Raw genomic sequence first — 25,101 nt, forward strand, 5'->3', positions numbered from 1 at the left:
CTCAAATCTAAGTTATTTCTGAAAAGACGTAACCCCATACTTTCGGGCTTCGGCTTTAGCACTTGCGGCCCAACTTTTTATGTTTCTTATACGGGTGTCGCTCGATGGGTGGGTGCTTAAAAACTCGGGTGGGGCTCCGCCGCCCTGCTGTTTCATGCGTTGCCAAAGATCGGCCGCCACCATGGGGTCGTATCCGGCAATGGCCATCAAGGTAAGGCCTATTTTATCGGCTTCGGTTTCATTGCTTCGGCTAAAAGGCAACATCACGCCCACTTGGGTTCCTACACCATAATATTGATTGAACAATTGTTGGTTTTCTGGATCCTTAGCCAGTGCCAAGTTTCCAGCCACAGCCCCTAATTGCTGCAATTGCGCGGCACTCATACGTTGTTGGCCGTGATTGGCCAAAGCGTGTGCTACCTCGTGCCCCATAACGGCGGCAACCCCTGCTTCATTTTGAGTAACCGGCAAGATACCGGTGTAAAACACTATTTTCCCACCTGGCATACACCAAGCGTTAACGGCATCGTCTTGAACCAGATTGTACTCCCAGCGGTAATTTTTTAAGTAACCAGCGTACCCATTGGCGGTTAAATACCGCTCTGAGGCGCGGGCTATTTTTTGGCCTACATTTTTTATCATCCGGGCATCTGGGGTGTTATTGATCACTTTGTGTTCTTTCAAAAATTGATCGTATTGCTGAAAAGCCATGGGCAGTATTTGTGAATTGGGCACCAAGGCCAAGGTTTTTTTTCCGGTAAACGGGTTCGTGCTACACGCTACTGCAAATACGAGCACAACTAATAGTGACAGTGTTTTTTTATAGCTCATTGTGTTGTTTTTTTACATTTCAAAATTAAATTTAAAAATAAAACCATGGCTTTTTATTAAAATTTACATAAAAACTGGAATAGCTTTTGATATATTAGCGTTAAAACACACAAATTATGAAACAGATACTCTTATTTTTAGCGCTCTCAACTACTATTTTATTTTCATCTTGTGAGGGCGACCCAGGACCTCAAGGCCCTCCAGGGGACGAATTTTTAGCCCAAGTCTTTGAAACCACAGTTGATTTTCAATACGATGGTAATGTATCACTGACTTCGCCCATAGTTGCTTTTCCAAATACCATAGAAGTTTTTGAAAGCGACGCCGTTTTGGCCTATCAATTGGTTGGGCAAGACAATAGCGTAAACCCCCCGGCAGATGTTTGGGAACAATTGCCCAGAAGTCAGTTTTTCAACGATGGTACGGGCGATGTTTTTCAATATAGCTTTAACCATACTTTTTTAGATATTCAGTTTGTGATCGATGGGAATTTTGACGTCACGACGTTAGGTTCAGACTTTACCAACGACCAAATATTCAGGGTTGTCATTGTTCCAGCCGAATTTGCTTCCGCAGATTTAACTATGGATGATATTATGAGCAATTCAGAAATTGAAGTCATTAATCTTGAAAATTAAACTATGAAAAAGATCGTTTTTTTACTGTGCAGTGTGTTGCTGTTAAGCTGCAACTCTAAAGCACAGGACAAAAAAGAACAAAAAGAGTTCCCCGTTAGCAAAACCGATGCCGAGTGGAAAGCCGAATTGACCGATATGGAATACCAAGTGCTTCGGAAAGCCGCAACCGAGCCTGCCTTTTCCAGCGAATTGAACAGCAATACCAGAAAAGGAACGTACGTATGTGCCGGTTGTGGAACCCCTTTATACCGAAGCGAAAACAAATTTAAAAGCGGCACCGGATGGCCCAGTTTTGACCGGGTTATCGAAGGAAACGTTGCCTTTTCAACCGATAACAAGTTAGGTTATAGCCGAAACGAAGAACACTGTGCTACCTGTGGCGGCCATTTAGGGCATGTTTTTAATGATGGCCCTAAAGAAACCACCGGAAAAAGGCATTGCATTAACGGTGTTGCCTTAGACTTTATACCTGAAAAAGATGAGTAATAAAACCTATCCCATACAAAAAACAGAAGCCGAATGGCGCAAGGAATTAGGCGAGGAAAAATACAGGATTCTTCGTGAAGCCGGTACCGAACGCCCGCATACCGGTAAGTACAACATCCATTTTGAAGATGGCACCTACAAATGCGGCGCCTGCCACACACCGCTTTTTAAAAGCGAAAGCAAGTTTGAAAGCAGCTGTGGCTGGCCGTCTTTTGACGAAGCCATTGATGGCGCAGTCGAGTATGTGCGCGATACCTCCCTTGGAATGATCCGTACCGAAATTCTATGCGCCAATTGCGGAAGCCATTTAGGTCATGTATTCAACGACGGCCCCACTGAAACAGGGCAACGTTTTTGCGTCAATTCGCTTTCGGTGGATTTTGAAGAAGAGTAACCTCCCAGCTATAAATGAAGCGAGCATCAGGTTCTAAAATCAGTTAATTTGGAACTTGATGCTTTTTTTAATCATTCCTTTATAATTTTTTTTGTGATTACACCATTACCCGTTTGTATCTTCATTAAAAACATACCGCTTGGCAACCCACTAACGTTTATTTGAGCAACATTTTTTGTTTTTTGCAAGATGACCTTGCTCAATACATCGTAAACAGTTATAGTTTCAATGATCTCTGTTGGAGCAGTAATAAAGAGGATATCCTTTACAGGGTTGGGATATATTTGCAAATCAATGACATTATTCTCTTCGATATCTAAATAAGTTTGATTTTTATACCATACGAGTCTAAAATCGGTTTCTGGCCCATTGTAGCGAGTACCGGATATCGCATCTGGATACCCATCGCCATCCAGATCTGTAGCATATACCGTTCGTGGGTTTTCAAGGTTGGAATCTATTATCTGTTGGACACCAAAACTACCTGTACCATTCAGATTTTTATACCAAGCAATTTTATTGTCACTCGAAGATGCTGATATCACATCCATATTGCCATCATTATCAACATCGATGGCAACTACATCCCTAACAAATTCGGCTTCGGTTGTGATAATTTGAGAAGGCCCAAAATTCCCTTCCCCATCAATATTTTCATGCCAAGCAATTTCATCTGTCGCATTTGTTCCTTTTATTATATCCATATCCCCATCGCCATCCATATCTACAGCAAAAATAGTTATAACAGCAGAGGCAGCCCCTGCGATTATATGTTCTGGTCCAAATGTGCCCTGCCCATCGGTATTTTCAAACCAAGCCACCGTAATGTTGCCGGAAGAGGATGTAGCAATGTCCAGATCGCCATCACCATCAAAATCGGCTGTTTGTATAGAACGCGCATTGGTGGCTATATTGGTAATTACCTGTCTGGGACCAAACGAACCTTGCCCATCTGTATTTTCATACCATGCAAGAAAATCTAAGTCAAATGCAGCAATGACATCCATATCTCCATCGTCGTCTACATCGGCAGCGATTGTACTATGTGCTCCAGCACCTGTTCCATTATCATCTATTGGCTGCTGTGGGCCAAAGTTTCCTTGCCCATCAGTATTTTCAAACCACATAACCAATCTGTTGTCAAAAGAGGTTGCCAGTACATCCATATCCCCATCATTATCTATATCGGCAGCCACTATTGAAAAACTTTGCCCTACCCCGTTCGTGATATGCTGTTCTGCCCCAAATGCCCCTGTTCCATCCATATTTTTAAACCAACTTATAAAACTTCCTGAAACATTGGTATAACAAACCAATATATCGTTGTTACCATCTCCATCCAGATCTTCCGCACTTACAGCATTTACATTTCGTACCTCGCTGTTAATAATATTTGCTGAACTAAATGATTGAGCCAACGAGCAAAAAGAACAGAAAAAAACAACTATACTTATAGATATATTTTTCATAATAATATATTTTAATAAAGGCTACCTCTTGTAAATAGATAGCCTTTATCGTTATTAAATTCCTATTAATTATTGTTTTTTTGAATTACGGTTTCATCCGTCGAGCCATCGTTGTAGTTTTTGTCGATTTTATAGAGCCCTGGCCCCAGATCGTTGACCAAGTCTGGGTCATTGATGCTTTGTGAATCTTTAGGCATCACCGTTACATTGGTATTAAAAACCCCGTCATTAAATTTGGTAACGCTCCCGTCATCAGCGGCCCTATTCCAGTTATCGTAGCACTTCCGTACATTCTGTCCGTTATAATCGCACAGTTCCATTTCAATATAAATAGCCGTATGGTTGGGGTGGGTTATTAGATCAAAATCCGTTTCATATTTTGAAATGGACAATATGGGGTTAACACCTCCATATTCAAAAGATACATCGTTAAAATCTGAAGGTTGTGGGTAGTCGCAACAGCACCTGTAAAACTTATAATCAAAACCAGGCTGGAAAAGTGGTTTATCCTTTGGGTCTTGCTCTGGGCCTAAATCGTAATATTCCCCAGCATAGGGTTCGTACAACGATTCTATGGTGGTAAGGGTAGGCGCATAGTTTCCTTGTGTGTCAGCTATCAAAGCTTCACGGGCACGGATGCCTTGCCCCGTAGTCAATAGGTTTTCCGGGCAGAGGTTGGCATTGGACATCGCGTTTTTTAAATCCTCTGGGAATATTGCGTAATCAGTACCTTGACAGTCTTTACCATCACCGGTATAAGCACAGGTAAGTGGATCAATATCTGGATAACAATCACAACTAGGATCCCTAAACGAACATGGCATGGCCGCAGTATCTACCACACGGTCTGCAGTAACATCTGCATTAAAATTAGGATCGTTGGGGTCTCGGGTTACGTGTTCACAGATGCTACCACAACTTCTGGTATGTCGTATGCTTAGGTTATGCCCAATTTCATGCACTGGTATATGATCATCTGCTGCTAAATGTCCAGAAGAAAGACCGCTTATAGTTGTGTTATATCCAGGAGAAATACCACCAAAGCCATTTCCCCATCCATACGCATAGACATTAAAAGCATCATTTTTTCTATACCCATTATTAGCTGCGTAAGTGGTTAAAGCAGAAAAGTGTGTCCAATGTTCAAGAATATAATATCCATTAGGGTCGTTGGGCAATGCTGGGCTGTCAAATTCTTCATAACCCCGGTATTTAAAATAAATACCAAATTCATTATAAACAATGTTCAAATTTGCTACAGTTTCTAAGGTCATATGTTCTCTATCGGGATAATCATTCTGTCCATTCGGTCGGTTAACGCCCCAGAAAAAAATATTCACAACGATGGGTTGGCAATCATCTAATGTAGCAGGGTCTGCCGAGTAACTATAAACATTAGCTGGATCAGGTGCTGTGTCTTCAGGAGTGGCACAAAACTCACTTAGGGTTTGGGCATTCATAAAATTACCAAACAACAAAAGGATCAATAATAATTTGAGGGGGGGGGTGAGAATTTTTGTAAAATTTTTCATAATAACATAAGTTTTAATTAGTAAATAAGGGGGAGCTACTATCAAACATACAAAAAAAATTTATTTGATGTTAAAAATTTCTTAATTTTTTTTAATCCCCTTAAGTCAATGGTTAAGTGGATAGCAAGTTGTTTTTTTTCTCTTTCCTACCTCGTTACACGAACATTTTGTAAATTCGTAGCTTCAAAATAACGACATAAAACAACGAAATGAGCAAATACGACGTAATCGTTTTAGGAAGTGGGCCCGGGGGCTATGTTACCGCCATAAGGGCTTCACAATTAGGACTGAAAACAGCTGTTATTGAAAAAGAAAGCCTTGGGGGCGTCTGCCTTAACTGGGGCTGTATCCCCACCAAAGCCTTATTGAAAAGCGCACAGGTTTTCGATTATTTAAACCACGCCGAAGACTACGGCCTAACCGTAAAAGGTGCCGATAAAGACTTCGGAAAAGTTATTGAACGCAGCCGCGGCGTTGCCAACGGGATGAGCAAAGGCGTTCAGTTTTTGATGAAAAAAAATAAAATCGACGTGATCGACGGTTTCGGAAAACTGAAACCGGGTAAAAAGGTGGATGTCGATGGCAAGGAATATTCTGCAGACCACATTATCATTGCCACCGGAGCACGTTCCCGTGAATTGCCTAACTTAAAGCAAGACGGTAAAAAAGTAATTGGCTATCGGGAAGCGATGTCGCTGGACAACCAACCTAAAAAGATGATCGTGGTGGGCAGTGGCGCCATTGGCGTGGAATTCGCTCATTTTTACAATGCCATGGGCACCGAAGTGACCATCGTCGAATTTTTACCACACTTGGTTCCGTTGGAAGATGAAGAGGTTTCAAAACAATTTGAAAAATCGTTCAAAAAAGCCGGGATTAAGGTGATGACCAATTCATCTGTGGAAAAAGTGGACACCTCCGGAAAAACCGTAAAAGCCACGGTTAAAACCAAAAAAGGCGAAGAAACACTGGAAGCAGATGTGGTGCTTTCAGCAGTGGGCATTTCAGCGAATATAGAAAACATAGGGCTTGAAGACGTAGGCATTGTGACCGATAAAGGAAAGATTATGGTAAACGATTATTACCAGACCAACATTCCCGGGTATTACGCCATTGGTGACTGTGTTCCCGGTCAAGCTTTGGCACACGTGGCTTCGGCTGAAGGCATTATTTGTGTTGAAAAAATTTCAGGAATGAACGTAGAACCCATGGATTATGGAAATATCCCAGGCTGTACGTATGCTTCCCCCGAAATTGCAAGCGTAGGTATGACCGAGAAACAAGCCAAAGAAGCCGGGTACGAGCTTAAAATAGGCAAGTTCCCGTTCTCTGCCAGTGGTAAAGCAAGCGCCGCCGGAACCAAAGAAGGCTTTGTAAAAGTGATTTACGATGCCAAATACGGCGAATGGCTAGGTTGCCATATGATTGGTGCCGGTGTGACCGATATGATTGCTGAAGCTGTTCTGGGTAGAAAGCTTGAAACTACAGGACACGAAGTATTAAAAGCCGTGCATCCACACCCAACCATGAGTGAAGCAGTGATGGAAGCAACAGCTGCCGCTTATGATGAGGTAATTCATTTATAGTCTGTCTGTTCGAGCGCAGTCGAGAACTATCAATTACCGACTGTCAATAAGGTCTCGACTGCGCTCGACCGGACATTATTCTTATTGATTGGCAAGTAAATCACAATACCAAAATTGCGTATCCCAGCTTTTAACGTCATCGGAAAAGCATTTCTCATCATCATTTTTTGAAGGTGTATAGCCTTTCATCACCTTCTCTCCTATTTTAAAAGGAACAGGCTGGCTGAATATAGGCCCATCGTACACAAAGGTGTGGAATTCGCCGTTTTCACCACAGGGATCGACCGTATGGGGCAAGTCATTTAAAAATGCTTCGTCCACTTTCCTTCCCACAAACGATTTATCCAATAGTTTTGCATTCACGCAAACGGTTATCGCTTTAAAGCCCAATGACAAAAACTGTTTCATTAACGAAGTGGTGTTGTGGTGCCACAATGGGAAAACTGTTTTTAAACCTACGGCTTCCAATTGTTCTTCCCGATATTTTTTTAAATCTTCCAGAAGGATATCGCCAAACGCCGCGTGTGTAAATGCTTGTGATTTCAGTTTTCGGGTCGTTTCTTTCATTGTGGCGTTATATACTTCCATCGAGGTATCTTTCGGCAAGTATATTTTTTGAAGGGGCAATCCTATGCTTTCAGCTTGGGCATCCAAAAGTGTTTCGTGCAACCCGTGCATGGAAACGCGGCCCACATCCTTATTTATGGTCGTAACTAATTTTGAAACGTGATAATCAGGGTTGTTTTTCAGAAAAAAATACGCCAGTGCAGCATCTTTCCCAGTACTCCAATTTAGATAGGTCTGTTTCATTGTTCGTTGGTCAAGAAGCTTTGCAGGGCCAACTCGTAACTTTGCAGGCCAAACCCTAAAACAATGCCTTTGGCATTTGGCGAAATGTACGATTTATGCCGAAAATCCTCCCGTGAAAACGTATTGGAGATATGGACTTCGACCACGGGCGTTTCAATAGCTTTTACCGCATCGCCAATCCCTACTGAAGTATGGGTGTAAGCGGCGGCGTTTAAAATGATGCCATCGTAACTATAGCCTACTTCTTGTAGCTTATCAATCAATTCGCCTTCAATATTGGATTGAAATTGTTCCAGTTCTATTGTTTTATGTTTAAACTGAAGCTTTGTGAAAAAATCCTGAAACGATTGGTCGCCATACACATCGGTTTCGCGTTTTCCGAGCAGGTTGAGGTTAGGGCCATTGATGATGATTAATTTCATAGCTCAAATATAGAAAATAAAAAAGCAGGAGCCTTACACTCCTGCTTTAGGTTTAATTTTCAATCGTTACTTAGAACGAATACCCAACCGAAAGCTGGATAACATTGTTTTGGTTCTTAAAGTCATCAGACCCTTCACCATCATTAATATTTGAAAGACCTAACGTGTAACGTGCTTGAAAAAACACACCCATTGGCAATCTATAGCCAACACCTGCGCCAATACCGAAATCCACTCCAGAAACAAAATCTGAGATGTCTTCTTCCTCAGACTCACTTTGGCCTCCACCGGACACTTCATACTCGCCATTTGCCGAAACCAAGAATCCAACTTGAGGACCAGCTTCTATACTGAAGCCTTCGGCAACATAGTATTTTGCAAGTATTGGAATATTTATATAATCCAACTTCATTTCAGCTTTTGCTGATATAGTCTCTCCTAAAAAATCTTCAGAATATTCTTCTTTGGCTCCTTGCGAAGAGTATAACAATTCAGGTTGTACTGAAAATACTTCTGAGATAGGGATTTCAACCACCCCGCCAATATGAAAACTGGTACGGCCATCAACATCATCGGTTTCATCGCCACCAATAGAAGCAAAGTTAACACCGGCTTTGGCGCCTAAACGCACTTCTTGGGCGAAGGAAAAGGTTGTTGCGAATACTGCAAAGGCAGCAAATAGTAATAATTTTTTCATAATTTAAATATTAGATTTTGATTAATAATACCTCAAAAATAGCAAAATAATTAACATTTAAGACGCCTTCCCATAAAAAAACAGGGCTTTTCGCCCTGTTTTTCTTGCTCTTAATGGAAGTTTTACATTAGAACGAATACCCTGCAGAAACGGCAAATACCGTGTTTTTTGCATCTACCTCAACAGGAAGGTCTTCATTGTTAACAATATCGCTCAATCCGAAGTTGTAACGGGCGTTTAAAAACAACCCGTTGTTAAACCGGTAACCGGCCCCAACGCCTACCGAAAAATCAACGTCGTTAAACATATCGCCGTCCAATTCGGTTTCGCCCGAGCCAAAATCATCGGGATCGCTATCGATTTCGTTTTTAACGTTAAAGCCTATTTGCGGCCCGGCTTCAGCATATAAGCCTTCCACTATATACACTTTTGCCATAACGGGCACGTTGATGTAGTCTAATTGTACTTCGGTGTCATCGGCACCTTCCCGGCTTACCAAATCGAACCCTTGCCCTGAGTACAGTACCTCTGGCTGAATGGAAAAACGTTCGCTTAACGGGATTTCTGCCAATAGCCCTAAATGAAAGCTGGTTCTGCCTTCGGGATCGTCAAAAGCGTCAAACCCCTTACCTGAAAGCGATGAAAAGTTAACTCCACCTTTGGCGCCTAATCTTACTTCTTGTGCTTGTGTTGCTGTTATGCCAAAAACGGCCAGTACAGCAATAAAAAATACTTTTTTCACAGTCTTTTATTTTAGGTTTTGGACAAAGCTAAGCCTACGACTACGAAAAAAGTATTAATGGATTTATAAGCTTATATTAAAGGCTCTTAAAGGAAACTGTAACCTACTGACAGCGTGAAGACACTGTTTTTGCTTTTATTGAAATCGGCCCCGTTTTCTTCGGGCACATCGGTCAATCCAAAATTATAACGGCCTTCTAAACGCAGTCCCAACGGAATGTCCACACCTACGCCCACGACGCCCGAAATATCAAAATCGTTGGTGCCAATATCGTTGATTACTTCGCCAATCACGGTTTGTGTATCGTCATTCACCAATACACCAAATTGCGGGCCCGCTTGCAGGTTCAAATTATCGGTTAAGTAAATTTTGGCGACGATGGGCACGTTTACGTAATCCAGGTCGAAACTTCCCAGTTCAAATTCGGCACCTTGCTGTGAATAGAGCAAATCTGCTTGGATGCCAAATTTATCGCCCAATTTACCGCCTACAAAAGCCCCTGCGACAAAGCCAGTGCGGTTATCCAGACCACTTGCATCGGTCAAAGTTGCAAAGTTAACCCCTGCTTTAATTCCTAAATCAAGACCTTGCGCCTGTGTTGTTGTTATGGTTACCAGTGCCATTACGGCAAAAATCAGTTTTTTCATAGTATTTGTTCTTTTTAATGTTAGATTATTATGGTGTCACGGCATGCCCGTGCTGTGTTTCTTTCAAAAATATATCGTTTAATTTTAACTGGCAAAGAGAAGTTAGATAAGATATTGAAGCACGTAAATTTAAGTGATCATGTCCCTACGCTAATTTATCCGCCAATGGCTATCATCCGTTCTTATTATAAAAAATGGTTTTTGTACCATTAGGTAAAGTTAATTAAAGAAAGCTATATCCCAAAGAAATGGTAAACACCCTGTTTTTACCTACTTCAAAAGCGTCATCTTTCCCTAAGTCGTTAAATCCAAAATTATACCGGGCATCAACACGTATCCCCAAGGGAAAGTCATAACCGGCGCCAATAACACCAGAAACATCGGAATCTTCAAAATCCGGTAATTCTGAAAAATCAATTAGATCGAATTCCGTTTTTTTATCTACTACAAAACCAAATTGGGGACCAACTTGCAAATTGAGCCCTTTCATTAAATATATTTTTGCGATGATAGGGACGTTTATATAATCAAAATCAAACTTCCCGGCATCAAACTCTGCTCCTTGTTGCGAATAGAGCAAATCTGCCTGTAACCCCAAGTTATCACTTAATTTAAACCCAACGAATGCCCCTGCGACAAAACCGGTTTTACTGTCAAAATCACTCACATCGCTTACATTTGCAAAGTTCACACCAGCCTTTATACCCAAATCAATATTTTGCGCTTGCGTTGTTGTTATGGTTACCAATGCCAAAACGGCAAAAATCAGTTTTTTCATAATGTTTGTTAATTTTAAATGTTAGGTACTTAATATACGGTTAATAACGGACATTGCCATCCTTTTATTTTTTTGAACCCGCATTATTGCTTAATATAGCAATATGAAATGGCAACAGGCAGTACAGGACTATCAGGATTACCTTCGCATTGAGCGTGGGCTCTCGGCCAATTCCATTAAAAATTATTCGTTGGACCTTAAAAAGTTGGTTAACTGGCTTTCTGTTATGGCCATCAACGAATCGCCTTTGAACATTTCCGAAGAAACCCTACAACAGTTTATTTACGAGATTGCAAAAACCATGCAGCCGCAATCGCAAAGCCGTATTATTTCTGGTCTGCGCGGTTTTTTCAATTATTTGGTTTTTGAAGAATACCGAAAAACAAATCCGCTAGAACTTATGGAAAGCCCAAAAATTACCCGGAAACTGCCCGATACGCTTTCTACTAAAGAAATAGACTCCTTGATCAATGCTATTGATTTAAGCCATCCACAAGGCGAGCGCAACCGGGCCATACTGGAAACCCTGTATGCTTGTGGTTTGCGGGTTTCAGAACTGACCGGCCTGAAAATTTCGGACCTCTTTTTTGAAGAAGGATTTATAAAAGTTTCGGGAAAAGGCGATAAAGAACGGTTTGTGCCCATTGGCGGCAATACCATAAAGTTCATCAATATTTATAAAAATGAGGTGCGCATCCATATTCCTGTGCAACCCAAGGCTAAGGATACGCTGTTTTTAAACCGAAGGGGAAACCCACTCACAAGAGCCATGATCTTTACCATCGTGAAGCAATTGGCCGAAAAAGCAGGCGTCCGAAAAAAAGTGAGTCCGCATACCTTTCGGCATTCGTTCGCCACCCATTTGTTGGAAAACGGGGCCGATTTACGTTCCATCCAACAAATGCTGGGGCACGAAAGCATTACCACGACCGAAATTTACACGCACGTGGACACCACCCACCTTACCGAGGTGATCAACAAATTCCACCCCCGGAAATAAATCCCGCAGTTGCAGTGCAACTGATTTTTCCCTTAAAAACCACAAGCACTTTTTATGCCCAACATTTTGAAGTTTCCACGGTATTAATGTTATTTTTGCACCCTATGGCAAGACGCAATAAACGCAAAATATTTGAAGACCTTGAAGTAATCGACGCCGGGGCAAAAGGCAAGGCCGTCGCAAAAGCGCCCGACGGACGGGTGGTATTTGTAAACAACGCTATTCCCGGTGATGTGGCGACCATTGAAACCTATAAAAAACGAAAGGCCTATTACGAAGGTAAGGCTGTGGCTTTCACTACGTATTCCGATAAACGCGTTACACCTGTTTGCCAACATTTCGACACCTGTGGCGGGTGCAAATGGCAACACATGGGCTATGAGCATCAATTGTATTTTAAACAGAAAGAAGTGGTGAACAACCTGCAACGTTTAGGGAAAATTGAACTGCCCGAGGTCACGCCTATTTTAGGTTCAGAAGAAATTTATTTTTACCGAAATAAAATGGAATTCTCTTTCAGTGACAGCAAATGGCTTACGCAAGAACAGATTGACAGCGGCGAAGTAATTGAAAACCGAAACGCCCTTGGCTTTCACAAACCCGGAATGTGGGACAAAATCATCGATATTGAAAAATGCCACTTGCAACGCGATCCCAGCAATGCCATTCGAAATTTTGTAAAGGAAAAGGCCCAAGAACTCAATTTGTCCTTTTTCAACCCACGGAAACAGGAAGGTTTTTTACGCACCTTAATGCTGCGAACCGCGACCACGGGCGATGTTATGGTGTTGATTCAGTTTTATTTTGAAGAAAAGGAAAACCGTGAAAAATTACTGGATGCCATTATAACCGAATTTCCCGAGATCACGTCGCTCCAGTATGTGATCAATTCCAAAGGAAACGATACCATCTACGATCAAGAGGTCATTTGTTACCACGGAAAAGACCACATAACCGAAACAATGGAAGGGCTGCAGTTTAAAATTAACGCTAAATCTTTCTACCAGACCAATTCCAAACAAGCCTACGAACTGTATAAAATAACCCGAAACTTTGCCAATTTAAAAGGAGACGAGTTAGTGTACGATCTCTATACCGGTACGGGGACCATTGCCCAATTTGTAGCCAAAAAGGCTGGAAAAGTGATTGGCGTGGAAGCCGTTCCCGAAGCCATAGAAGCTGCCAAACAAAACGCACAATTAAACAGCATTGATAACGTTGAATTTTACGTGGGCGATATGAAAAAGGTTTTTAATGAAGACTTTGTCAATACCCACGGAACGCCCGATGTGGTCATAACCGATCCACCGCGCGAAGGCATGCATACCGATGTGGTGATGCAGTTGTTAAAACTGTCGCCCGAGAAAATTGTCTATGTGAGTTGCAACAGCGCTACACAAGCACGGGACCTGGCTTTATTAAACGAACGCTATAAAGTAACCCAAGTGCAACCGGTCGATATGTTTCCGCAGACGCATCACGTAGAAAATGTTGTACTTTTGGAAAAACGATAACTTTCTTCGGAAAATTTCGAAAACCGACTATGATAAAAAAATTCTGTATCGCTTTTTTGGTTTTAGTGGCTTGTAACGGTTGTACCCGTGACGATATTTGTGCCGAAACCACACAGACCACTCCCCTGCTCATCATTACCTTTAAAAATGCGGCCATAACCACCGAAGCCAAACCCGCGAATGGATTGACCATTGAAACCACTTTGGAGAATAGCGTAACGGTGCTCGACAACCAAACTACCGACTCTATTGCAATTCCCTTAAATACTGGAGCCGATGTTACCCGCTACCGTTTTACCATAAATACGGATAGCGTCCCCAATCCTCCAAACACAGACATTGTGGAATTTTCCTATGATCGGGAAGATATTTATGTAAACCGTGCCTGTTCTTATAAAACCATTTATAACAATTTAGACGCCACTTTTGAAGATGAGGGCACCGATAATTGGATTTTTCAAATTAATGTAAACGCTACCAACAATACCGTAGAAAATGAAAACGACACGCACATTACTATTTTGCATTAGTGTTTTTTGTGTGTCATTGGTAACGGTGGCACAAGAAGAAACTGAAAAAAACGAAGCTGTAATCGACTCCTCGGTCACCAACAACAAATATGGCATTCGGGTAGGGACCGATTTGTCAAAATTTGCCCGTACCGCTTTTGAAAAGGGTTATTCGGGGTTCGAGGTGATAGGCGATTTCCGCGTAAGCGATAAATTTTATGCAGCTGCAGAATTAGGCAATGAAAAAAAAGAACGGTTTGAGCCCAATTTAAACTCCATAACCACCGGAAGCTACGCTAAACTGGGGTTCGATTACAATGCCTATAACAATTGGATAGGGATGGAAAACGCTATTTTCGCCGGATTGCGTTACGGGTTTTCCACTTTTAAACAAGAACTGCTGTCGTATCAAGTTTACACCACCAACCAAGCTTTTCCGCAGACATTTAAAGAAAGTCCAAGGGAATATAAAGGCTTGACGGGCCATTGGGTAGAATTGATCGTGGGCATAAAAACTGAAATTTTAAACAACCTGTATCTTTCTGTAAACCTACAGTTGAAACGAAAGTTGGGCGAAGACGAGCCGGACAACTTTGGAAACCTCTACATTCCAGGCTTTAACCGAACCTACGATTTTAGCGAATTTGGCGTGGGGTACGGTTACACCATTTCATACCTGATTCCTATTTTTAAGAAGTAGCGCACCAAAAATCCAGCATTGTTCAAAAAATCGTTTTAACGTCAAAGAAACGTTAATAGCGCCAACGTCTCTCTTCATTGAGTTCCTCTTCTTTTTCTATTTCTTTTTCAGGAATTACTTTTAAAAAGGAAGGATGTTGCTCAATGGCGTATTCCAGTTTTTCTACGATTTCCTGAACGCTTTCGTTTTCATAATCGATATCCAACGGTTTTTTGATTTCCATGGACTGTAAGATGCCACGTTTTTTTATACGGATTCCTTTTTTATCAAACGATCGCCTAAAACCATCGATCACGATAGGAACAACAATGGGTTTATTCTTTTTAATAATATGTGCCGTCCCGCGGCGTATGGGTTTCCAAGGTTTTGTGGTTCCCTGTGGAAATGTTATCACCCAACCATCATCCAAAGCTTTGGTAATATTGCTTACATCGCTCATTTTTACTTGGCGGTTCACTTCTTCGCCTTTAGCCCGCCACGTACGCTCAATGCTTACCGAACCTGCATAAGCCAAAATTTTAGGCAGCAGTCCGGATTTCATGGTTTCTTTGGCGGCTACAAAATAGATGTTCAGTTTTGGGTTCCAGAGGTAGCCTATATTTTTAATGGTATCCACGCGCCCACTTAAACTTGCGTTGAACACATGGAACATCGCCACGACATCGGCAAAATACGTTTGGTGGTTTGACACAAACAGCACATTGGTATCGGGCAGTTCTTTAATTATTTCACTTCCCTCAATCTGTAATTTGTTGAACCCCTTAAAACGCCTGTGGGTCATGGCCCCCATAATACGAATTAGCCATTTTTTTAAAAACAATATATGTCCGAAAGGATTTTTTTTAAAAAGCCCCATAAAATGAATCTCCTGTTTTTTATGCCCTGAAAAAAGAGCGGAAATGCAAAGATACTAAAATTAGCGGCTCATAAGGTTTGTTTTAGCAGTTCGCGTACTTCGCTCAACATCATTGCCGTAGCGCCCCAAACCACGTGATTGTTCAGCAAAAATGCGGGTACGTCAATATTGGTAGCGTACGAGGTGGTGATTTTTTTGGTCACCAAGGTTGTGTCGTCCATAAACAAAGATAAAGGCACTTCTACCAAGGCTTCCACCTCGTCATCTTGTTTTACAAAGTGCGGCGTGGTGTGGGTCATGCCCAAAAATGGCTGCACAAAAAAATTACTGGGCGGGATGTAGATTTCGGTCAGTTGTTTTAAAACTGAAACAACTTTCCGCGACACCCCAACCTCTTCTTCTGTTTCCCTTAATGCGGTTTCTTTGAGCGACCGGTCCTCTGGTTCCAGTTTGCCGCCCGGAAAGCCTATCTGGGCAGAATGCACGCCTTTATAGGTTTTCCGCAGGATAAGGATTAAATGGGTTTCATTGGTTTCAGAAGGATAGAATAATGCCATAACCCCTGCTTTTCGGGCGTTTTGTTTTAACCGGGCTTGTTCTTTCAGTTCTTTTAAGCGTGCTATAGGTGCCATTTTAAACTGGATTGCCTCGCCGGGAAGCTCCATTTTTTTTACCTTTACAATCCTTTTTTCAAATTCTGAAAAATCCATGATGAAATACCTAAGTTACGTATTGTTGACCGCTGTCCTACTTTTAACAAGCTGTGAAGATAAGAAAAACGCTTCCGAAGAAAAAGCCAATCCCACTTCAGAAAAAGCTGTACTACCAGATAAAACCGAGGAGCAACCTAAAGATACGGCAACTTCCGAATCTTCAAAAAAGACCAATGACAAAACGGAGATAGGTGCCGGTTACTCCAAGATAACAGAAGATAACCTCGTTGCTTTTTTAACCCAATACGGGAAAGAAAACCCAGAAACCAAAGTGAAAATATCGACGCGTTTGGGCGACATTGTGATTGAGCTGTATGAGGACACGCCGTTGCACCGCGCCAATTTTATTTACTTGGTGAAACAAGGTTATTTTAACGAGACTTTTTTTCACCGTATTGTGCCAGACTTTATTATTCAAGGCGGTAACAGTGATTTGCCGTCTACCAATAAAAAAAGGGCCAAACTGGGCAATGATTATTTGCTCCCCGCCGAAATCAATGGGCGCAACCACTTTTATGGCTCGGTGAGCGGTGCGAAAGAATACCGTGAAAACCCGGACAAGAAGTCGGCTCCGTATGAATTTTTCATCTTTTTGGGGCCGGAAACTTCAACCAGCCACCTTAATGGAAATTACACTGTTTTTGGACGCGTTACGCAAGGTATGGACGTAGTGGAGAAAATAGCGGCGCTGCCATCAGACGAAGGTGATTGGCCGTTGCAGAATGTGTATGTTGAAGCAGAGGTGCTATAATTTAACGTTTTCATCTTCGTTATAAATACTGGGGAACGATAAATTAAACGTTACGGCCAGCAAACGGACCGTAATAACAATGGCACCCGATATGACCACCACCCAATCTACCAACAAAGGTGTCTTCAACAATAAAAAATAGGCTATCCCGCCTAAAATACAGGCTGTGGCGTAGATTTCCTTTCGGAAGATGATTGGGATTTCATTACACAGAATGTCCCGCAACACCCCGCCAAAACAAGCCGACATTGTTCCCAAGGCAATACAGATCAAGGGAGGGAAACCTGCAGAAATCCCTTTTTCCACCCCTACCACGGTATAAAGGGCAATTCCAATGGTATCGAACAAAAAGAGCGAACGGCGCACATAGCTCAATTTTTTCCGAAGAACAACGGCCACCACGGCCGAGCCAATAATAACATACAAATAGGTTAAATCGCGCATCCACGCAATGTTGGCATCGATCAAAACATCGCGCAACGTACCGCCGCCTACAGCAGTTACAAACCCAATGATTAAAATACCAAACGGGTCCAATCCTTTTCGCATAGCCGTTAACACGCCTGAAATGGTAAAAGCGACCGTCCCCAATATGTCGATGATAAATGTAAGGGTCATAATTGCTGGGTATAATAGTTATAATCTTTTATTACGGTATCGATAAATACAAGCGGCGTTGTTTCAAATTGCACTTCCATCACTTTTGAAACCCGATTGGACAGTTTTAAGATAACATTGTGGTTGCCATTGTATTTGGCCTGTTGAAACATCTTTTTAATGGTCTGTATCTCGGCATCGGTAAAAACGGTTACTTGCGGATATACCGGATTGTAATTGTCGGGCAGATCGACCAGTACGGTCTGCGCAAACGAAACGGTTTTCTTTTCTGAAATCACCGTTGTGGCCGCAGCAAGATCGCCCAAACGCTGGCCCCTGCCATTGAACAAAATCACTACCAAGGCCACGGCACCGTTTAAAATGGTGATGTCTACAACACGCAATAACCAGCGTATCAGGTAATTTGAAAAAGCCGGTTTGGAGCCATCGAGTTTTACCACGCGTATTTTCATCACGGCCTTTCCGGGGCTTTGGCCGTTCCAGAACTGTTCCCACAGCAAATGGTACAACAACACCGGCAGCATTACCGTCATGATCAATAAAAAAGAATCTGAATAAAAATCAAGAAACCCTAATAAAAAAAAGATCAGCACGATATATATGAACATAATGGCCGAATCGATCAAAAATGCCAATATGCGATCGCCCACGCCAGCCACATGCTGCACAATATTTACATTTTGCGCTGTTTCTATTTGAAAATTATCCATGAAAACTGTTTCTTTGAAAGAAAATCCACAACCCCATGCGCGAGGCCGCATTTGCAAAGCAAAATAAAGACAAATGGTTAAAATTTGAAAGCGTTCTCCGGAATAATATTCAAATTAATCCCGACGAGCTGAGCGCGTTGTACGTAGAAGTGACCGATCACCTTAGCTACGCCCAAACGTTTTACCCCAACAGCAACACGGCGCAGTACCTCAATAACCTATCGGTGCTCGCCCATCAAAAAATATATAAAACAAAGCGGGAGTCGCGAAAACGCTTCATTACGTTTTATACCAAAGAATTTCCGCTGTTTTTTGCACAATACCACAAACAGTTGTTGATTGCCTTTATCACCTTTGCGCTCTTCGCCATTGTTGGAGCTTATTCGGCAGCGACCGATTCAGACTTTGTTCGATTGATCATGGGCAACGCTTATGTGAACATGACCTTGGAAAACATTGAAAAAGGCGACCCCATGGCCGTTTATAAAAAAATGGAGTCTATGGATATGTTTCTCGGCATTACCATTAACAACATCCGCGTAGCGTTATTTGCCTTTTCATTGGGTATTTTTTTAAGCTTGGGCACCTTGTACGTTGTTATGCGCAATGCAGTGATGTTGGGTTCTTTTCAGTACTTTTTTTACGATCAAGGCTTGTTTTGGGAATCGGCCCGCACCATTTGGATACACGGCACTATCGAAATATCGGTTATCATCATTGCCGCCTGCGCCGGTTTGGTGATGGGCAACAGCATCCTGTTTCCCGGAACCTATACGAGATTGCAGTCGTTTGTTCGAGGTGCAAAAGACGGATTGAAAATAGTAATAAGCACCATCCCGTTTTTTATCATCGCCGGATTTTTAGAAGGCTTTGTCACCCGACACACCGAAATGCCCGACTGGCTCGCCATTTTGATCATTGGCGGATCACTGGCGCTCATAATATATTATTACGTTATTTACCCCATAAAACTAAAACGAACCCATGAACAACAATTACGTGAACTTTAAAAAACAGCGCGAGCTGGGCGGCATATTGACCGACACCTTTAAATTTGTGCGCTTGGAAGGAAAATCGCTGCTTGCAATGATTTTAAAATTTGCAGGCCCTGCCTTGCTTATCGTACTGCTCGCTTACATTTACTATATGCAAGTAACCGCAGGCAGTTTCGACATTTTGGCCGTTGGGCAATCTTCGGCAGTGTTTGGTGCCAATATGCTTGTTGCCCTTTTTGCCATGATCGTTTCCGGCCTTGCCTTTTACGCATTGATGTACGGTACCGTGCTGCACTACATAAAATCGTACATAAAAAATAATGGAACGGTTGTTAAAGCTGAAGTAAGCGCAGGCATTAAAAACAGTTTTTGGAACTTGCTGGGCATTTCTTTTTTGGTGGGGTTAATGACGATCATCGGTGTTTTTCTGTGTATCGCCCCTGGTATCTATGTGGGCACGGTTTTGGCCACCACCTATGCCATACACGTATTTGAAGGCCGAAGCGTGACCGATTCCATAAGCTACAGCTTTCAACTCATTAAAGGCGAATGGTGGATCACTTTTGCAACCTTGCTGGTAATTGGCCTGCTCTACTACGTGATTACCATTATCTTTAGTTTGCCCGGCATTATCTATTCGTTGATAAGCGTGTTTACCATGAGCCAAAAAGCGTCTGTAAACCCTGCCGATATGTTTGATTGGGTCTATATTGCCTTAAATGTAATTGGGATGATTGGCCAATACCTATTGTACGCCATTATGGTGATAAGCACCGCTTTTATCTATTTTAACCTGAACGAACGCAAACACTTTACCGGAACCATGGAAACTATTGAAACCCTTGGTAAACGCGACAATAGCAATGCATAAACTCGTTTTTATACTTTTCTTTCTTTTTTGCTTTTCTGAAGGGTTTTCGCAGGACAGCACCGCTGTGAAAAAACAAGAAATTGTACGCTATGATAGCCATAGCAACGTTTCCCCGTTACAAGTTAATGAAAAAACCATTGAAGGATTTAAAAACGATCCCGCTTTTGATTATTCTGAAAATGACGCCGAAGAAAACTGGTGGCAACAATTCAAAAACTGGTTATGGAACCTTTGGAGCAGTTTCTGGAATTGGCTTTTGGGCGATTTACAGAACAATTCCCTTATTGCATTTATAATAAAAATCCTCCCCTACCTTATTATTGGTGGTATCGTGGCGTTTATTGTATGGTTGTTCTTTAAACTGAATCCCGGTGCCAATTTCCTGAAAAGCAAAGAAAAGCCAGCGGTGTTTTATTCTGAAGAAGAAGAAATCATCCGTTCCAAAAACATACGGGAACTCATTGAAAAAGCATTGCATAACAAACAATATCGTTTGGCCGTGCGGTATTATTATTTGCTCATCCTGAAAAAACTGACCGATGCCGAATTGATCGAATATGAATTCGACAAAACCAATACCGATTATATTGCCGAAATAACCACCGATACCCTGACCCTTCCCTTTAAAAAAGCCACCAACCTGTACGATTATATTTGGTACGGAAATTTCGCCGTAACCGAAACCGATTACCAAAAAGCACAACGCACTTTTCAGAAACTGGAACAACAAATACCCAACTGCCATGACTAAGCTGCAAAAAATATTCTTGGGCGTGTTTCTGCTGTTGTTGGCCGGTATGGTGTATCTAGAAGCCACCAAGCCAACACCGGTAAATTGGTTTCCCAGTTATAACAACGAAGACGAAATACCGTTGGGTACTGTTGTCCTGTACGATATATTGGAGCAAAACTTTAGAGAGAATCTAACCGAAATAGACCGTCCGCCCTACGAAGTGCTGCAAGACTCCACTTTAAAAGGCACCTATCTGTTCATCAACGATTATATTACTTTCGATGAAGCCGAACTGGACAAATTGTACCAATGGACCCAAAAAGGGAACACGGTGTTCATAAGTGCCAATTCCATAGGTGATAACTTGTTGGATACGCTACAACTAAAAACCCAGACCAATTATTTGACAAGCAATATTAAGTCTGAGCCGCTTTTAAACTTAACGCACAAAAAATTGGCCGCTCGAAAGCCATACCATATCCCACGTAATTTCAATGTTGAAAGTTTCAGCAACATAGATACCCTAAACCATACGGTCTTGGGTTTTTCTGAAGTGTATGACGGCCAAAAAGCCATACTGGATTCCCTTCCCAATTTTATAAAAGCCCCGGTTGAAAATGGGAATTTTTACCTACACCTGCAACCTGAAGCTTTTTCAAATTACTTTTTGTTGACTAAAAATCATGTTACCTACACCACAAACGCGCTTTCTTATCTTCCCAAAAACAAACAATTATTTTGGGACAAAGAATACAAAAGCGGAAAACATGTAAACATATCGCCCTTGCATATTTTACTGGGCAACAAATACTTAAAATGGGCGTATTACACCCTATTGACGGGCGTACTATTGTTTGTCCTATTTGAAGGAAAACGGAAACAGCGCAGCATCCCCATCGTGGCCCCACCCAAAAACAGGACGTACCAATATACCCGGACCATTTCGGGCATGTACTTGGATAAAAAAGACTACCATAGCGTGACGAAAAAACAGATTTCCCTCTTTTTTGAATACATCCGCATCCAGTTGCAAATACCTACCGAACAACAGAACAGTCGATTTTTTTCAGCTGTTGCCGGCAAAACGGGCAATACCGTAGAAGACACCAAAAAACTGTTTACATTTATTGAAAAAGTGAACAATCAATACGATACCAGTAAAGAAGAATTGCAACAATTATACAACGACATACAAGCATTTAAAACAAAAGCACATGGAAAACCCTGAAAACACTAACGACGAGCTTCATTTTGACAATAGAATTCCGTTACAGGAACTTCAAAAAGCGGTTGAAGACATAAAAAAACAATTGGGTAAAATCATCATTGGCCAACAGGATTTTGTCGAGCTGCTCATCGTGAGCCTATTGGCAAACGGCCACGTGCTTATTGAAGGCGTTCCCGGTATCGCCAAGACCATCACCGCCAAACTGTTTGCCAAGACCTTGAAAACCGATTTCAGCCGAATTCAGTTTACGCCAGATTTAATGCCCAGCGATGTATTGGGGACCTCTGTGTTAAATATGAAATCTTCGGAATTTGAATTTAAAAAAGGGCCGGTTTTTTCAAACATTGTGTTGATCGACGAGATAAACCGTGCACCAGCCAAAACCCAAGCCGCTTTGTTTGAAGTAATGGAAGAACGCCAAATAACCATGGACGGCACCCGCTACGCTATGGAATACCCCTTTATGGTACTCGCCACCCAAAACCCCGTAGAACAGGAAGGTACCTATGCCCTGCCCGAAGCGCAATTGGACCGGTTCCTCTTTAAAATTAAGGTAGGCTACCCTAGCTTGGAAAATGAAGTCACCATTTTAAAAACCCATCACGACCGTAAGTTGGCCGTTCCCCAAGACCAAATTGAAGGCGTGTTAACACCAGAGGCTTTAAAAAAATTTAGAAGTCAGGTGCAGGATATTTTAATTGAAGACAAGATTTTTACCTACATCGCACAAATAGTCGATAAAACCCGCAACCATCCGCATTTGTACTTGGGCGGTTCGCCACGGGCTTCCCTGGCGATCATGAATGCTTCAAAAGCTTTTGCAGCCATCAACGGGCGTGATTTTGTAACCCCAGACGATGTAAAACGCGCCTTGGCACCTGTGCTTCGACATCGCATAATCGTTTCGCCCGAACGGGAAATGGAAGGCATGACGCCCGAAACCGTGATCGATATGATTGCCCAATCCATAGAAATTCCAAGATAAGGTGGTAAAATTCATTAAATCGCTGTACCTCACGCCACGTTTCTTTTACGTGATGGCATGCCTTTCGGTGCTGTTTTTGGCATCGTATTGGTTTACCTCGCTGTACGGCATTGTCTGGATTTTAGTGTTGGTGTTCTTGGTAGCCATCTTGTTTGAAATAAGTATGCTCTTCAGCAAAAATGGCTTGAAAGGCAAACGCATCCTGCCCGATAAATTTTCGAACAGCGATGTAAACGACGTACAGGTTCAGCTTAAAAACACCTATCCGTTTACCATAGAAGTCGCTTTGGTGGACGAACTGCCCGTTCAGTTTCAAAAGCGGGATTTTTTCAGAAAAACGACACTTCCCGGAACAGAGAAAAACACCTTGAGCTACCACCTGCGGCCTGTGGAACGGGGCGAATACCGCTTCGGGAATTTAAACTGTTATGCAACATCAGTCATCGGGCTTATTAGGCGGCGCTATACCTTTAACAATAAACAAATGGTAAAAGTGTATCCATCGTTCATTCAAATGAAAAAATACGACTTTCTGGCCATTGACAACCGGTTGCGGCATATCGGTTTAAAGAAAATACGCCGCATTGGCCACACCATGGAATTTGAGCAAATAAAAGAATACGTAGTGGGCGATGATGTGCGTACCGTAAACTGGAAAGCCACTGCCAAGCACGGACATTTAATGGTAAACCAGTACCAGGACGAAAAGATGCAGCCCATTTATTCCATTATCGATACCAGCCGGGTGATGAAGATGCCTTTTAACGAATTGAAATTGCTGGATTATGCCATCAACAGCGCATTGGCCTTCAGTAACATTGCCTTGAAAAAGGGCGATAAAGTGGGCATGGCCGATTTTTCGAATACATTGGGCGCTTTTTTGCCCGCCAGTGCTAAAAAAACATATTTGAACACCCTTTTGGAAACGCTGTACAACGTGGATACCAAATTTAAAGATGCTGATTTTGGCATCCTGCAAACCTTGGTGCGAAGAAAAATAACCCACCGCAGCCTGTTGTTGCTATATACCAATTTTGAGCATATATCATCGTTGCAACGGCAGCTCCCGTATTTACAGGTCATAGCCAAAAAGCATGTACTGGTGGTCATCTTTTTTGAAAATACAGAGCTGAAATCGCTGAGCGAACAAGAGGCGAAAACCATTCCCGAAATCGTGGACCAAACCATTGCGCAGCAGTTTCAGTACGACAAAAAACTGATGGTACGCGAACTCGAACAACGCGGCATACAAACAGTATTGACCGCCCCGGAAGACTTAACCGTAAACACCATTAATAAATATCTGGAAATAAAGGCGAGGGGATTGTTATAACGGTTCAGTTGCTCTATTTTACAGTTGGGGAGGTTATTTTATTCTGAAACATAAAATCACACCATATTTGTTTCAGAAAAACAATAACCCTTAAAATACCACCACATTATGAAAACGATCATTACTACCTTAACACTTGCCCTTACCACGTTTTTTTTAACGGCACAAACAGAAGCAGAGAACATTTCAGAAAGCACGAGCATTTCCGTAATCGTTCCCGTACAAAGCAATGATGGGAACGTGGTTTTTGGGCTGTACGATGAAACTTCTTTTATGAAGCAACCGCTCGTAGGATTGGAGGGCGAAATAAAAGATGGAAAAGCATCCGTAACTTTTACCGATATTGCACCCGGCACGTATGCTGTTTTATTATTTCATGATAAAAACGGAAACAAACAAATGGATTTTGAGCCCAACGGGATGCCAACCGAACCTTACGGCGTTAGCAACAACGTAATGACCATGGGACCTCCGCTATGGAGCGATGCCAAATTTAATGTAACCGATGAACCGGTTGAACTTGAGATTAGGATGTAATATTTCAGTATTCGAC

Annotated in this window: 29 protein-coding genes; 16 read left to right on the forward strand and 13 right to left on the reverse strand. The window is 42.1% G+C overall.

Annotated features, from left to right (window positions below):
* Nucleotides 1–12 precede the first annotated feature (12 nt).
* Nucleotides 13–831: a M48 family metallopeptidase gene (locus tag DDV96_RS05190; protein ID WP_116693697.1), complete on the reverse strand. Its 819-nt coding sequence runs from the start codon at nt 829–831 to the stop codon at nt 13–15.
* A 116-nt stretch (nt 832–947) separates the two neighbouring features.
* Here DDV96_RS05190 and DDV96_RS05195 point away from each other — a divergent pair, with 116 nt between their 5' ends.
* Genes DDV96_RS05195 through msrB (DDV96_RS05205) form a run of 3 tightly spaced genes read left to right on the forward strand, consistent with a single transcriptional unit; the run spans nt 948 to nt 2,349 of the window.
* Nucleotides 948–1,469, forward strand: coding sequence for a collagen-like protein (locus tag DDV96_RS05195; RefSeq protein WP_116693698.1), 522 nt, complete (start codon nt 948–950; stop codon nt 1,467–1,469).
* 3 nt (nt 1,470–1,472) lie between these two features.
* A complete protein-coding gene (gene msrB / locus DDV96_RS05200; protein ID WP_116693699.1) occupies nt 1,473–1,955 on the forward strand; it encodes a peptide-methionine (R)-S-oxide reductase MsrB in 483 nt (160 codons plus the stop codon).
* Entirely contained in the window at nt 1,948–2,349 is a 402-nt protein-coding gene (gene msrB, locus DDV96_RS05205; RefSeq protein ID WP_116693700.1) for a peptide-methionine (R)-S-oxide reductase MsrB, read from the forward strand. Before msrB (DDV96_RS05200) ends, msrB (DDV96_RS05205) begins: the two co-directional genes overlap by 8 nt.
* A gap of 71 nt (nt 2,350–2,420) precedes the next feature.
* On the opposite strand, the gene DDV96_RS05210 is transcribed toward msrB (DDV96_RS05205), so the two are convergent.
* A complete protein-coding gene (locus DDV96_RS05210; protein WP_116693701.1) occupies nt 2,421–3,818 on the reverse strand; it encodes a T9SS type A sorting domain-containing protein in 1,398 nt (465 codons plus the stop codon).
* Nucleotides 3,819–3,883: 65 nt separating this feature from the next.
* Nucleotides 3,884–5,350, reverse strand: a complete 1,467-nt coding sequence (locus DDV96_RS05215) for a zinc metalloprotease (RefSeq protein WP_116693702.1) — start codon at nt 5,348–5,350, stop codon at nt 3,884–3,886.
* Between the two features lie 209 nt (nt 5,351–5,559).
* Here DDV96_RS05215 and lpdA point away from each other — a divergent pair, with 209 nt between their 5' ends.
* Nucleotides 5,560–6,936 (forward strand): dihydrolipoyl dehydrogenase, encoded by a 1,377-nt coding sequence (gene lpdA, locus DDV96_RS05220; RefSeq protein WP_116693703.1) that lies wholly within the window; start codon nt 5,560–5,562, stop codon nt 6,934–6,936.
* Nucleotides 6,937–7,017: 81 nt separating this feature from the next.
* Here the strand turns inward: lpdA and DDV96_RS05225 are convergent, their stop codons facing one another.
* From DDV96_RS05225 to DDV96_RS05250, 6 genes are all read right to left on the reverse strand, one after another.
* A complete protein-coding gene (locus DDV96_RS05225; protein WP_116693704.1) occupies nt 7,018–7,746 on the reverse strand; it encodes a Dph6-related ATP pyrophosphatase in 729 nt (242 codons plus the stop codon).
* Nucleotides 7,743–8,168: a type II 3-dehydroquinate dehydratase gene (gene aroQ, locus DDV96_RS05230; protein ID WP_116693705.1), complete on the reverse strand. Its 426-nt coding sequence runs from the start codon at nt 8,166–8,168 to the stop codon at nt 7,743–7,745. The genes DDV96_RS05225 and aroQ overlap by 4 nt, the downstream gene beginning before the upstream one ends.
* Before the next feature lie 70 nt (nt 8,169–8,238).
* A complete protein-coding gene (locus DDV96_RS05235; RefSeq protein WP_116693706.1) occupies nt 8,239–8,865 on the reverse strand; it encodes a porin family protein in 627 nt (208 codons plus the stop codon).
* 127 nt (nt 8,866–8,992) lie between these two features.
* Nucleotides 8,993–9,607, reverse strand: coding sequence for a porin family protein (locus tag DDV96_RS05240; protein WP_116693707.1), 615 nt, complete (start codon nt 9,605–9,607; stop codon nt 8,993–8,995).
* Between the two features lie 86 nt (nt 9,608–9,693).
* Complete coding sequence (locus DDV96_RS05245; protein WP_116693708.1) at nt 9,694–10,254, reverse strand: porin family protein; 561 nt, start codon at nt 10,252–10,254, stop codon at nt 9,694–9,696.
* Nucleotides 10,255–10,477: 223 nt separating this feature from the next.
* Entirely contained in the window at nt 10,478–11,032 is a 555-nt protein-coding gene (locus DDV96_RS05250) for a porin family protein (protein WP_116693709.1), read from the reverse strand.
* 103 nt (nt 11,033–11,135) lie between these two features.
* On the opposite strand from DDV96_RS05250, the gene xerD reads away from it, so the two are divergent.
* The 4 genes from xerD to DDV96_RS05270 all read left to right on the forward strand — a co-directional run bounded on the left by xerD (nt 11,136) and on the right by DDV96_RS05270 (nt 14,755).
* Nucleotides 11,136–12,032: a site-specific tyrosine recombinase XerD gene (gene xerD / locus DDV96_RS05255; RefSeq protein WP_116693710.1), complete on the forward strand. Its 897-nt coding sequence runs from the start codon at nt 11,136–11,138 to the stop codon at nt 12,030–12,032.
* Nucleotides 12,033–12,136: 104 nt separating this feature from the next.
* Nucleotides 12,137–13,546 (forward strand): 23S rRNA (uracil(1939)-C(5))-methyltransferase RlmD, encoded by a 1,410-nt coding sequence (rlmD, locus tag DDV96_RS05260; protein WP_116693926.1) that lies wholly within the window; start codon nt 12,137–12,139, stop codon nt 13,544–13,546.
* Between the two features lie 29 nt (nt 13,547–13,575).
* Entirely contained in the window at nt 13,576–14,076 is a 501-nt protein-coding gene (locus tag DDV96_RS05265) for a DUF6452 family protein (protein ID WP_116693711.1), read from the forward strand.
* Nucleotides 14,042–14,755 (forward strand): DUF6048 family protein, encoded by a 714-nt coding sequence (locus DDV96_RS05270; protein WP_116693712.1) that lies wholly within the window; start codon nt 14,042–14,044, stop codon nt 14,753–14,755. Before DDV96_RS05265 ends, DDV96_RS05270 begins: the two co-directional genes overlap by 35 nt.
* Before the next feature lie 52 nt (nt 14,756–14,807).
* On the opposite strand, the gene DDV96_RS05275 is transcribed toward DDV96_RS05270, so the two are convergent.
* Both DDV96_RS05275 and DDV96_RS05280 read right to left on the reverse strand, forming a co-directional pair.
* On the reverse strand, nt 14,808–15,611 hold the full coding sequence (locus tag DDV96_RS05275; protein ID WP_116693713.1) for a lysophospholipid acyltransferase family protein: 804 nt from the start codon (nt 15,609–15,611) through the stop codon (nt 14,808–14,810).
* 68 nt (nt 15,612–15,679) lie between these two features.
* The gene (locus DDV96_RS05280; RefSeq protein WP_116693714.1) at nt 15,680–16,321 is read right to left on the reverse strand and encodes an NUDIX hydrolase; all 642 of its coding nucleotides are present in this window, start codon (nt 16,319–16,321) and stop codon (nt 15,680–15,682) included.
* Between DDV96_RS05280 and DDV96_RS05285 the strand changes: the two genes are divergently transcribed.
* The gene (locus DDV96_RS05285) at nt 16,320–17,075 is read left to right on the forward strand and encodes a peptidylprolyl isomerase (protein ID WP_240607678.1); all 756 of its coding nucleotides are present in this window, start codon (nt 16,320–16,322) and stop codon (nt 17,073–17,075) included. The two genes, DDV96_RS05280 and DDV96_RS05285, sit on opposite strands and share 2 nt — an antisense overlap.
* Here DDV96_RS05285 and DDV96_RS05290 read toward each other — a convergent pair.
* Together DDV96_RS05290 and DDV96_RS05295 are read right to left on the reverse strand one after the other, a co-directional pair.
* Entirely contained in the window at nt 17,070–17,693 is a 624-nt protein-coding gene (locus DDV96_RS05290; protein ID WP_116693716.1) for a trimeric intracellular cation channel family protein, read from the reverse strand. The genes DDV96_RS05285 and DDV96_RS05290 overlap by 6 nt on opposite strands.
* Entirely contained in the window at nt 17,690–18,403 is a 714-nt protein-coding gene (locus tag DDV96_RS05295; RefSeq protein ID WP_116693717.1) for an RDD family protein, read from the reverse strand. Before DDV96_RS05295 ends, DDV96_RS05290 begins: the two co-directional genes overlap by 4 nt.
* Nucleotides 18,404–18,438: 35 nt before the next feature.
* On the opposite strand from DDV96_RS05295, the gene DDV96_RS05300 reads away from it, so the two are divergent.
* From DDV96_RS05300 to DDV96_RS05330, 7 genes are all read left to right on the forward strand, one after another.
* Nucleotides 18,439–19,413, forward strand: coding sequence for a stage II sporulation protein M (locus DDV96_RS05300; protein ID WP_116693718.1), 975 nt, complete (start codon nt 18,439–18,441; stop codon nt 19,411–19,413).
* Nucleotides 19,388–20,269 carry a hypothetical protein gene (locus DDV96_RS05305; RefSeq protein ID WP_116693719.1) on the forward strand — a complete coding sequence of 294 codons (882 nt, stop codon included), beginning with the start codon at nt 19,388–19,390 and terminating at the stop codon, nt 20,267–20,269. Before DDV96_RS05300 ends, DDV96_RS05305 begins: the two co-directional genes overlap by 26 nt.
* Before the next feature lie 64 nt (nt 20,270–20,333).
* Entirely contained in the window at nt 20,334–21,020 is a 687-nt protein-coding gene (locus tag DDV96_RS05310; RefSeq protein WP_206074007.1) for a DUF4129 domain-containing protein, read from the forward strand.
* Entirely contained in the window at nt 21,013–22,230 is a 1,218-nt protein-coding gene (locus DDV96_RS05315) for a DUF4350 domain-containing protein (protein ID WP_116693721.1), read from the forward strand. Before DDV96_RS05310 ends, DDV96_RS05315 begins: the two co-directional genes overlap by 8 nt.
* A complete protein-coding gene (locus DDV96_RS05320) occupies nt 22,217–23,215 on the forward strand; it encodes an AAA family ATPase (RefSeq protein WP_116693722.1) in 999 nt (332 codons plus the stop codon). The genes DDV96_RS05315 and DDV96_RS05320 overlap by 14 nt, the downstream gene beginning before the upstream one ends.
* A 52-nt stretch (nt 23,216–23,267) precedes the next feature.
* A complete protein-coding gene (locus DDV96_RS05325) occupies nt 23,268–24,548 on the forward strand; it encodes a DUF58 domain-containing protein (RefSeq protein ID WP_165805975.1) in 1,281 nt (426 codons plus the stop codon).
* A 108-nt stretch (nt 24,549–24,656) separates the two neighbouring features.
* Nucleotides 24,657–25,085: a DUF2141 domain-containing protein gene (locus tag DDV96_RS05330; protein WP_116693724.1), complete on the forward strand. Its 429-nt coding sequence runs from the start codon at nt 24,657–24,659 to the stop codon at nt 25,083–25,085.
* Nucleotides 25,086–25,101 lie beyond the last annotated feature (16 nt).

The organism is Marixanthomonas spongiae, assembly GCF_003095375.1.
GTDB lineage: Bacteria > Bacteroidota > Bacteroidia > Flavobacteriales > Flavobacteriaceae > Marixanthomonas > Marixanthomonas spongiae.

What these genes read in the sequence shown, in the direction of transcription:
- DDV96_RS05190 (WP_116693697.1), bottom strand. Translation starts at nt 831, where the DNA reads ATGAGCTATAAAAAAACACTGTCACTATTAGTTGTGCTCGTATTTGCA.
- DDV96_RS05245 (WP_116693708.1), bottom strand. Translation starts at nt 10,254, where the DNA reads ATGAAAAAACTGATTTTTGCCGTAATGGCACTGGTAACCATAACAACA.
- xerD (WP_116693710.1), top strand. Translation starts at nt 11,136, where the DNA reads ATGAAATGGCAACAGGCAGTACAGGACTATCAGGATTACCTTCGCATT.
- DDV96_RS05275 (WP_116693713.1), bottom strand. Translation starts at nt 15,611, where the DNA reads ATGGGGCTTTTTAAAAAAAATCCTTTCGGACATATATTGTTTTTAAAA.
- DDV96_RS05320 (WP_116693722.1), top strand. Translation starts at nt 22,217, where the DNA reads ATGGAAAACCCTGAAAACACTAACGACGAGCTTCATTTTGACAATAGA.
- DDV96_RS05330 (WP_116693724.1), top strand. Translation starts at nt 24,657, where the DNA reads ATGAAAACGATCATTACTACCTTAACACTTGCCCTTACCACGTTTTTT.
- rlmD (WP_116693926.1), top strand. Translation starts at nt 12,137, where the DNA reads ATGGCAAGACGCAATAAACGCAAAATATTTGAAGACCTTGAAGTAATC.
- DDV96_RS05285 (WP_240607678.1), top strand. Translation starts at nt 16,320, where the DNA reads ATGATGAAATACCTAAGTTACGTATTGTTGACCGCTGTCCTACTTTTA.
- DDV96_RS05290 (WP_116693716.1), bottom strand. Translation starts at nt 17,693, where the DNA reads ATGACCCTTACATTTATCATCGACATATTGGGGACGGTCGCTTTTACC.
- aroQ (WP_116693705.1), bottom strand. Translation starts at nt 8,168, where the DNA reads ATGAAATTAATCATCATCAATGGCCCTAACCTCAACCTGCTCGGAAAA.
- DDV96_RS05215 (WP_116693702.1), bottom strand. Translation starts at nt 5,350, where the DNA reads ATGAAAAATTTTACAAAAATTCTCACCCCCCCCCTCAAATTATTATTG.
- DDV96_RS05280 (WP_116693714.1), bottom strand. Translation starts at nt 16,321, where the DNA reads ATGGATTTTTCAGAATTTGAAAAAAGGATTGTAAAGGTAAAAAAAATG.
- DDV96_RS05300 (WP_116693718.1), top strand. Translation starts at nt 18,439, where the DNA reads ATGCGCGAGGCCGCATTTGCAAAGCAAAATAAAGACAAATGGTTAAAA.
- DDV96_RS05265 (WP_116693711.1), top strand. Translation starts at nt 13,576, where the DNA reads ATGATAAAAAAATTCTGTATCGCTTTTTTGGTTTTAGTGGCTTGTAAC.
- DDV96_RS05305 (WP_116693719.1), top strand. Translation starts at nt 19,388, where the DNA reads ATGAACAACAATTACGTGAACTTTAAAAAACAGCGCGAGCTGGGCGGC.
- DDV96_RS05235 (WP_116693706.1), bottom strand. Translation starts at nt 8,865, where the DNA reads ATGAAAAAATTATTACTATTTGCTGCCTTTGCAGTATTCGCAACAACC.
- msrB (WP_116693699.1), top strand. Translation starts at nt 1,473, where the DNA reads ATGAAAAAGATCGTTTTTTTACTGTGCAGTGTGTTGCTGTTAAGCTGC.
- lpdA (WP_116693703.1), top strand. Translation starts at nt 5,560, where the DNA reads ATGAGCAAATACGACGTAATCGTTTTAGGAAGTGGGCCCGGGGGCTAT.
- DDV96_RS05270 (WP_116693712.1), top strand. Translation starts at nt 14,042, where the DNA reads ATGAAAACGACACGCACATTACTATTTTGCATTAGTGTTTTTTGTGTG.
- DDV96_RS05315 (WP_116693721.1), top strand. Translation starts at nt 21,013, where the DNA reads ATGACTAAGCTGCAAAAAATATTCTTGGGCGTGTTTCTGCTGTTGTTG.
- DDV96_RS05250 (WP_116693709.1), bottom strand. Translation starts at nt 11,032, where the DNA reads ATGAAAAAACTGATTTTTGCCGTTTTGGCATTGGTAACCATAACAACA.
- DDV96_RS05195 (WP_116693698.1), top strand. Translation starts at nt 948, where the DNA reads ATGAAACAGATACTCTTATTTTTAGCGCTCTCAACTACTATTTTATTT.
- DDV96_RS05210 (WP_116693701.1), bottom strand. Translation starts at nt 3,818, where the DNA reads ATGAAAAATATATCTATAAGTATAGTTGTTTTTTTCTGTTCTTTTTGC.
- msrB (WP_116693700.1), top strand. Translation starts at nt 1,948, where the DNA reads ATGAGTAATAAAACCTATCCCATACAAAAAACAGAAGCCGAATGGCGC.
- DDV96_RS05225 (WP_116693704.1), bottom strand. Translation starts at nt 7,746, where the DNA reads ATGAAACAGACCTATCTAAATTGGAGTACTGGGAAAGATGCTGCACTG.
- DDV96_RS05295 (WP_116693717.1), bottom strand. Translation starts at nt 18,403, where the DNA reads ATGGATAATTTTCAAATAGAAACAGCGCAAAATGTAAATATTGTGCAG.
- DDV96_RS05325 (WP_165805975.1), top strand. Translation starts at nt 23,268, where the DNA reads ATGGCATGCCTTTCGGTGCTGTTTTTGGCATCGTATTGGTTTACCTCG.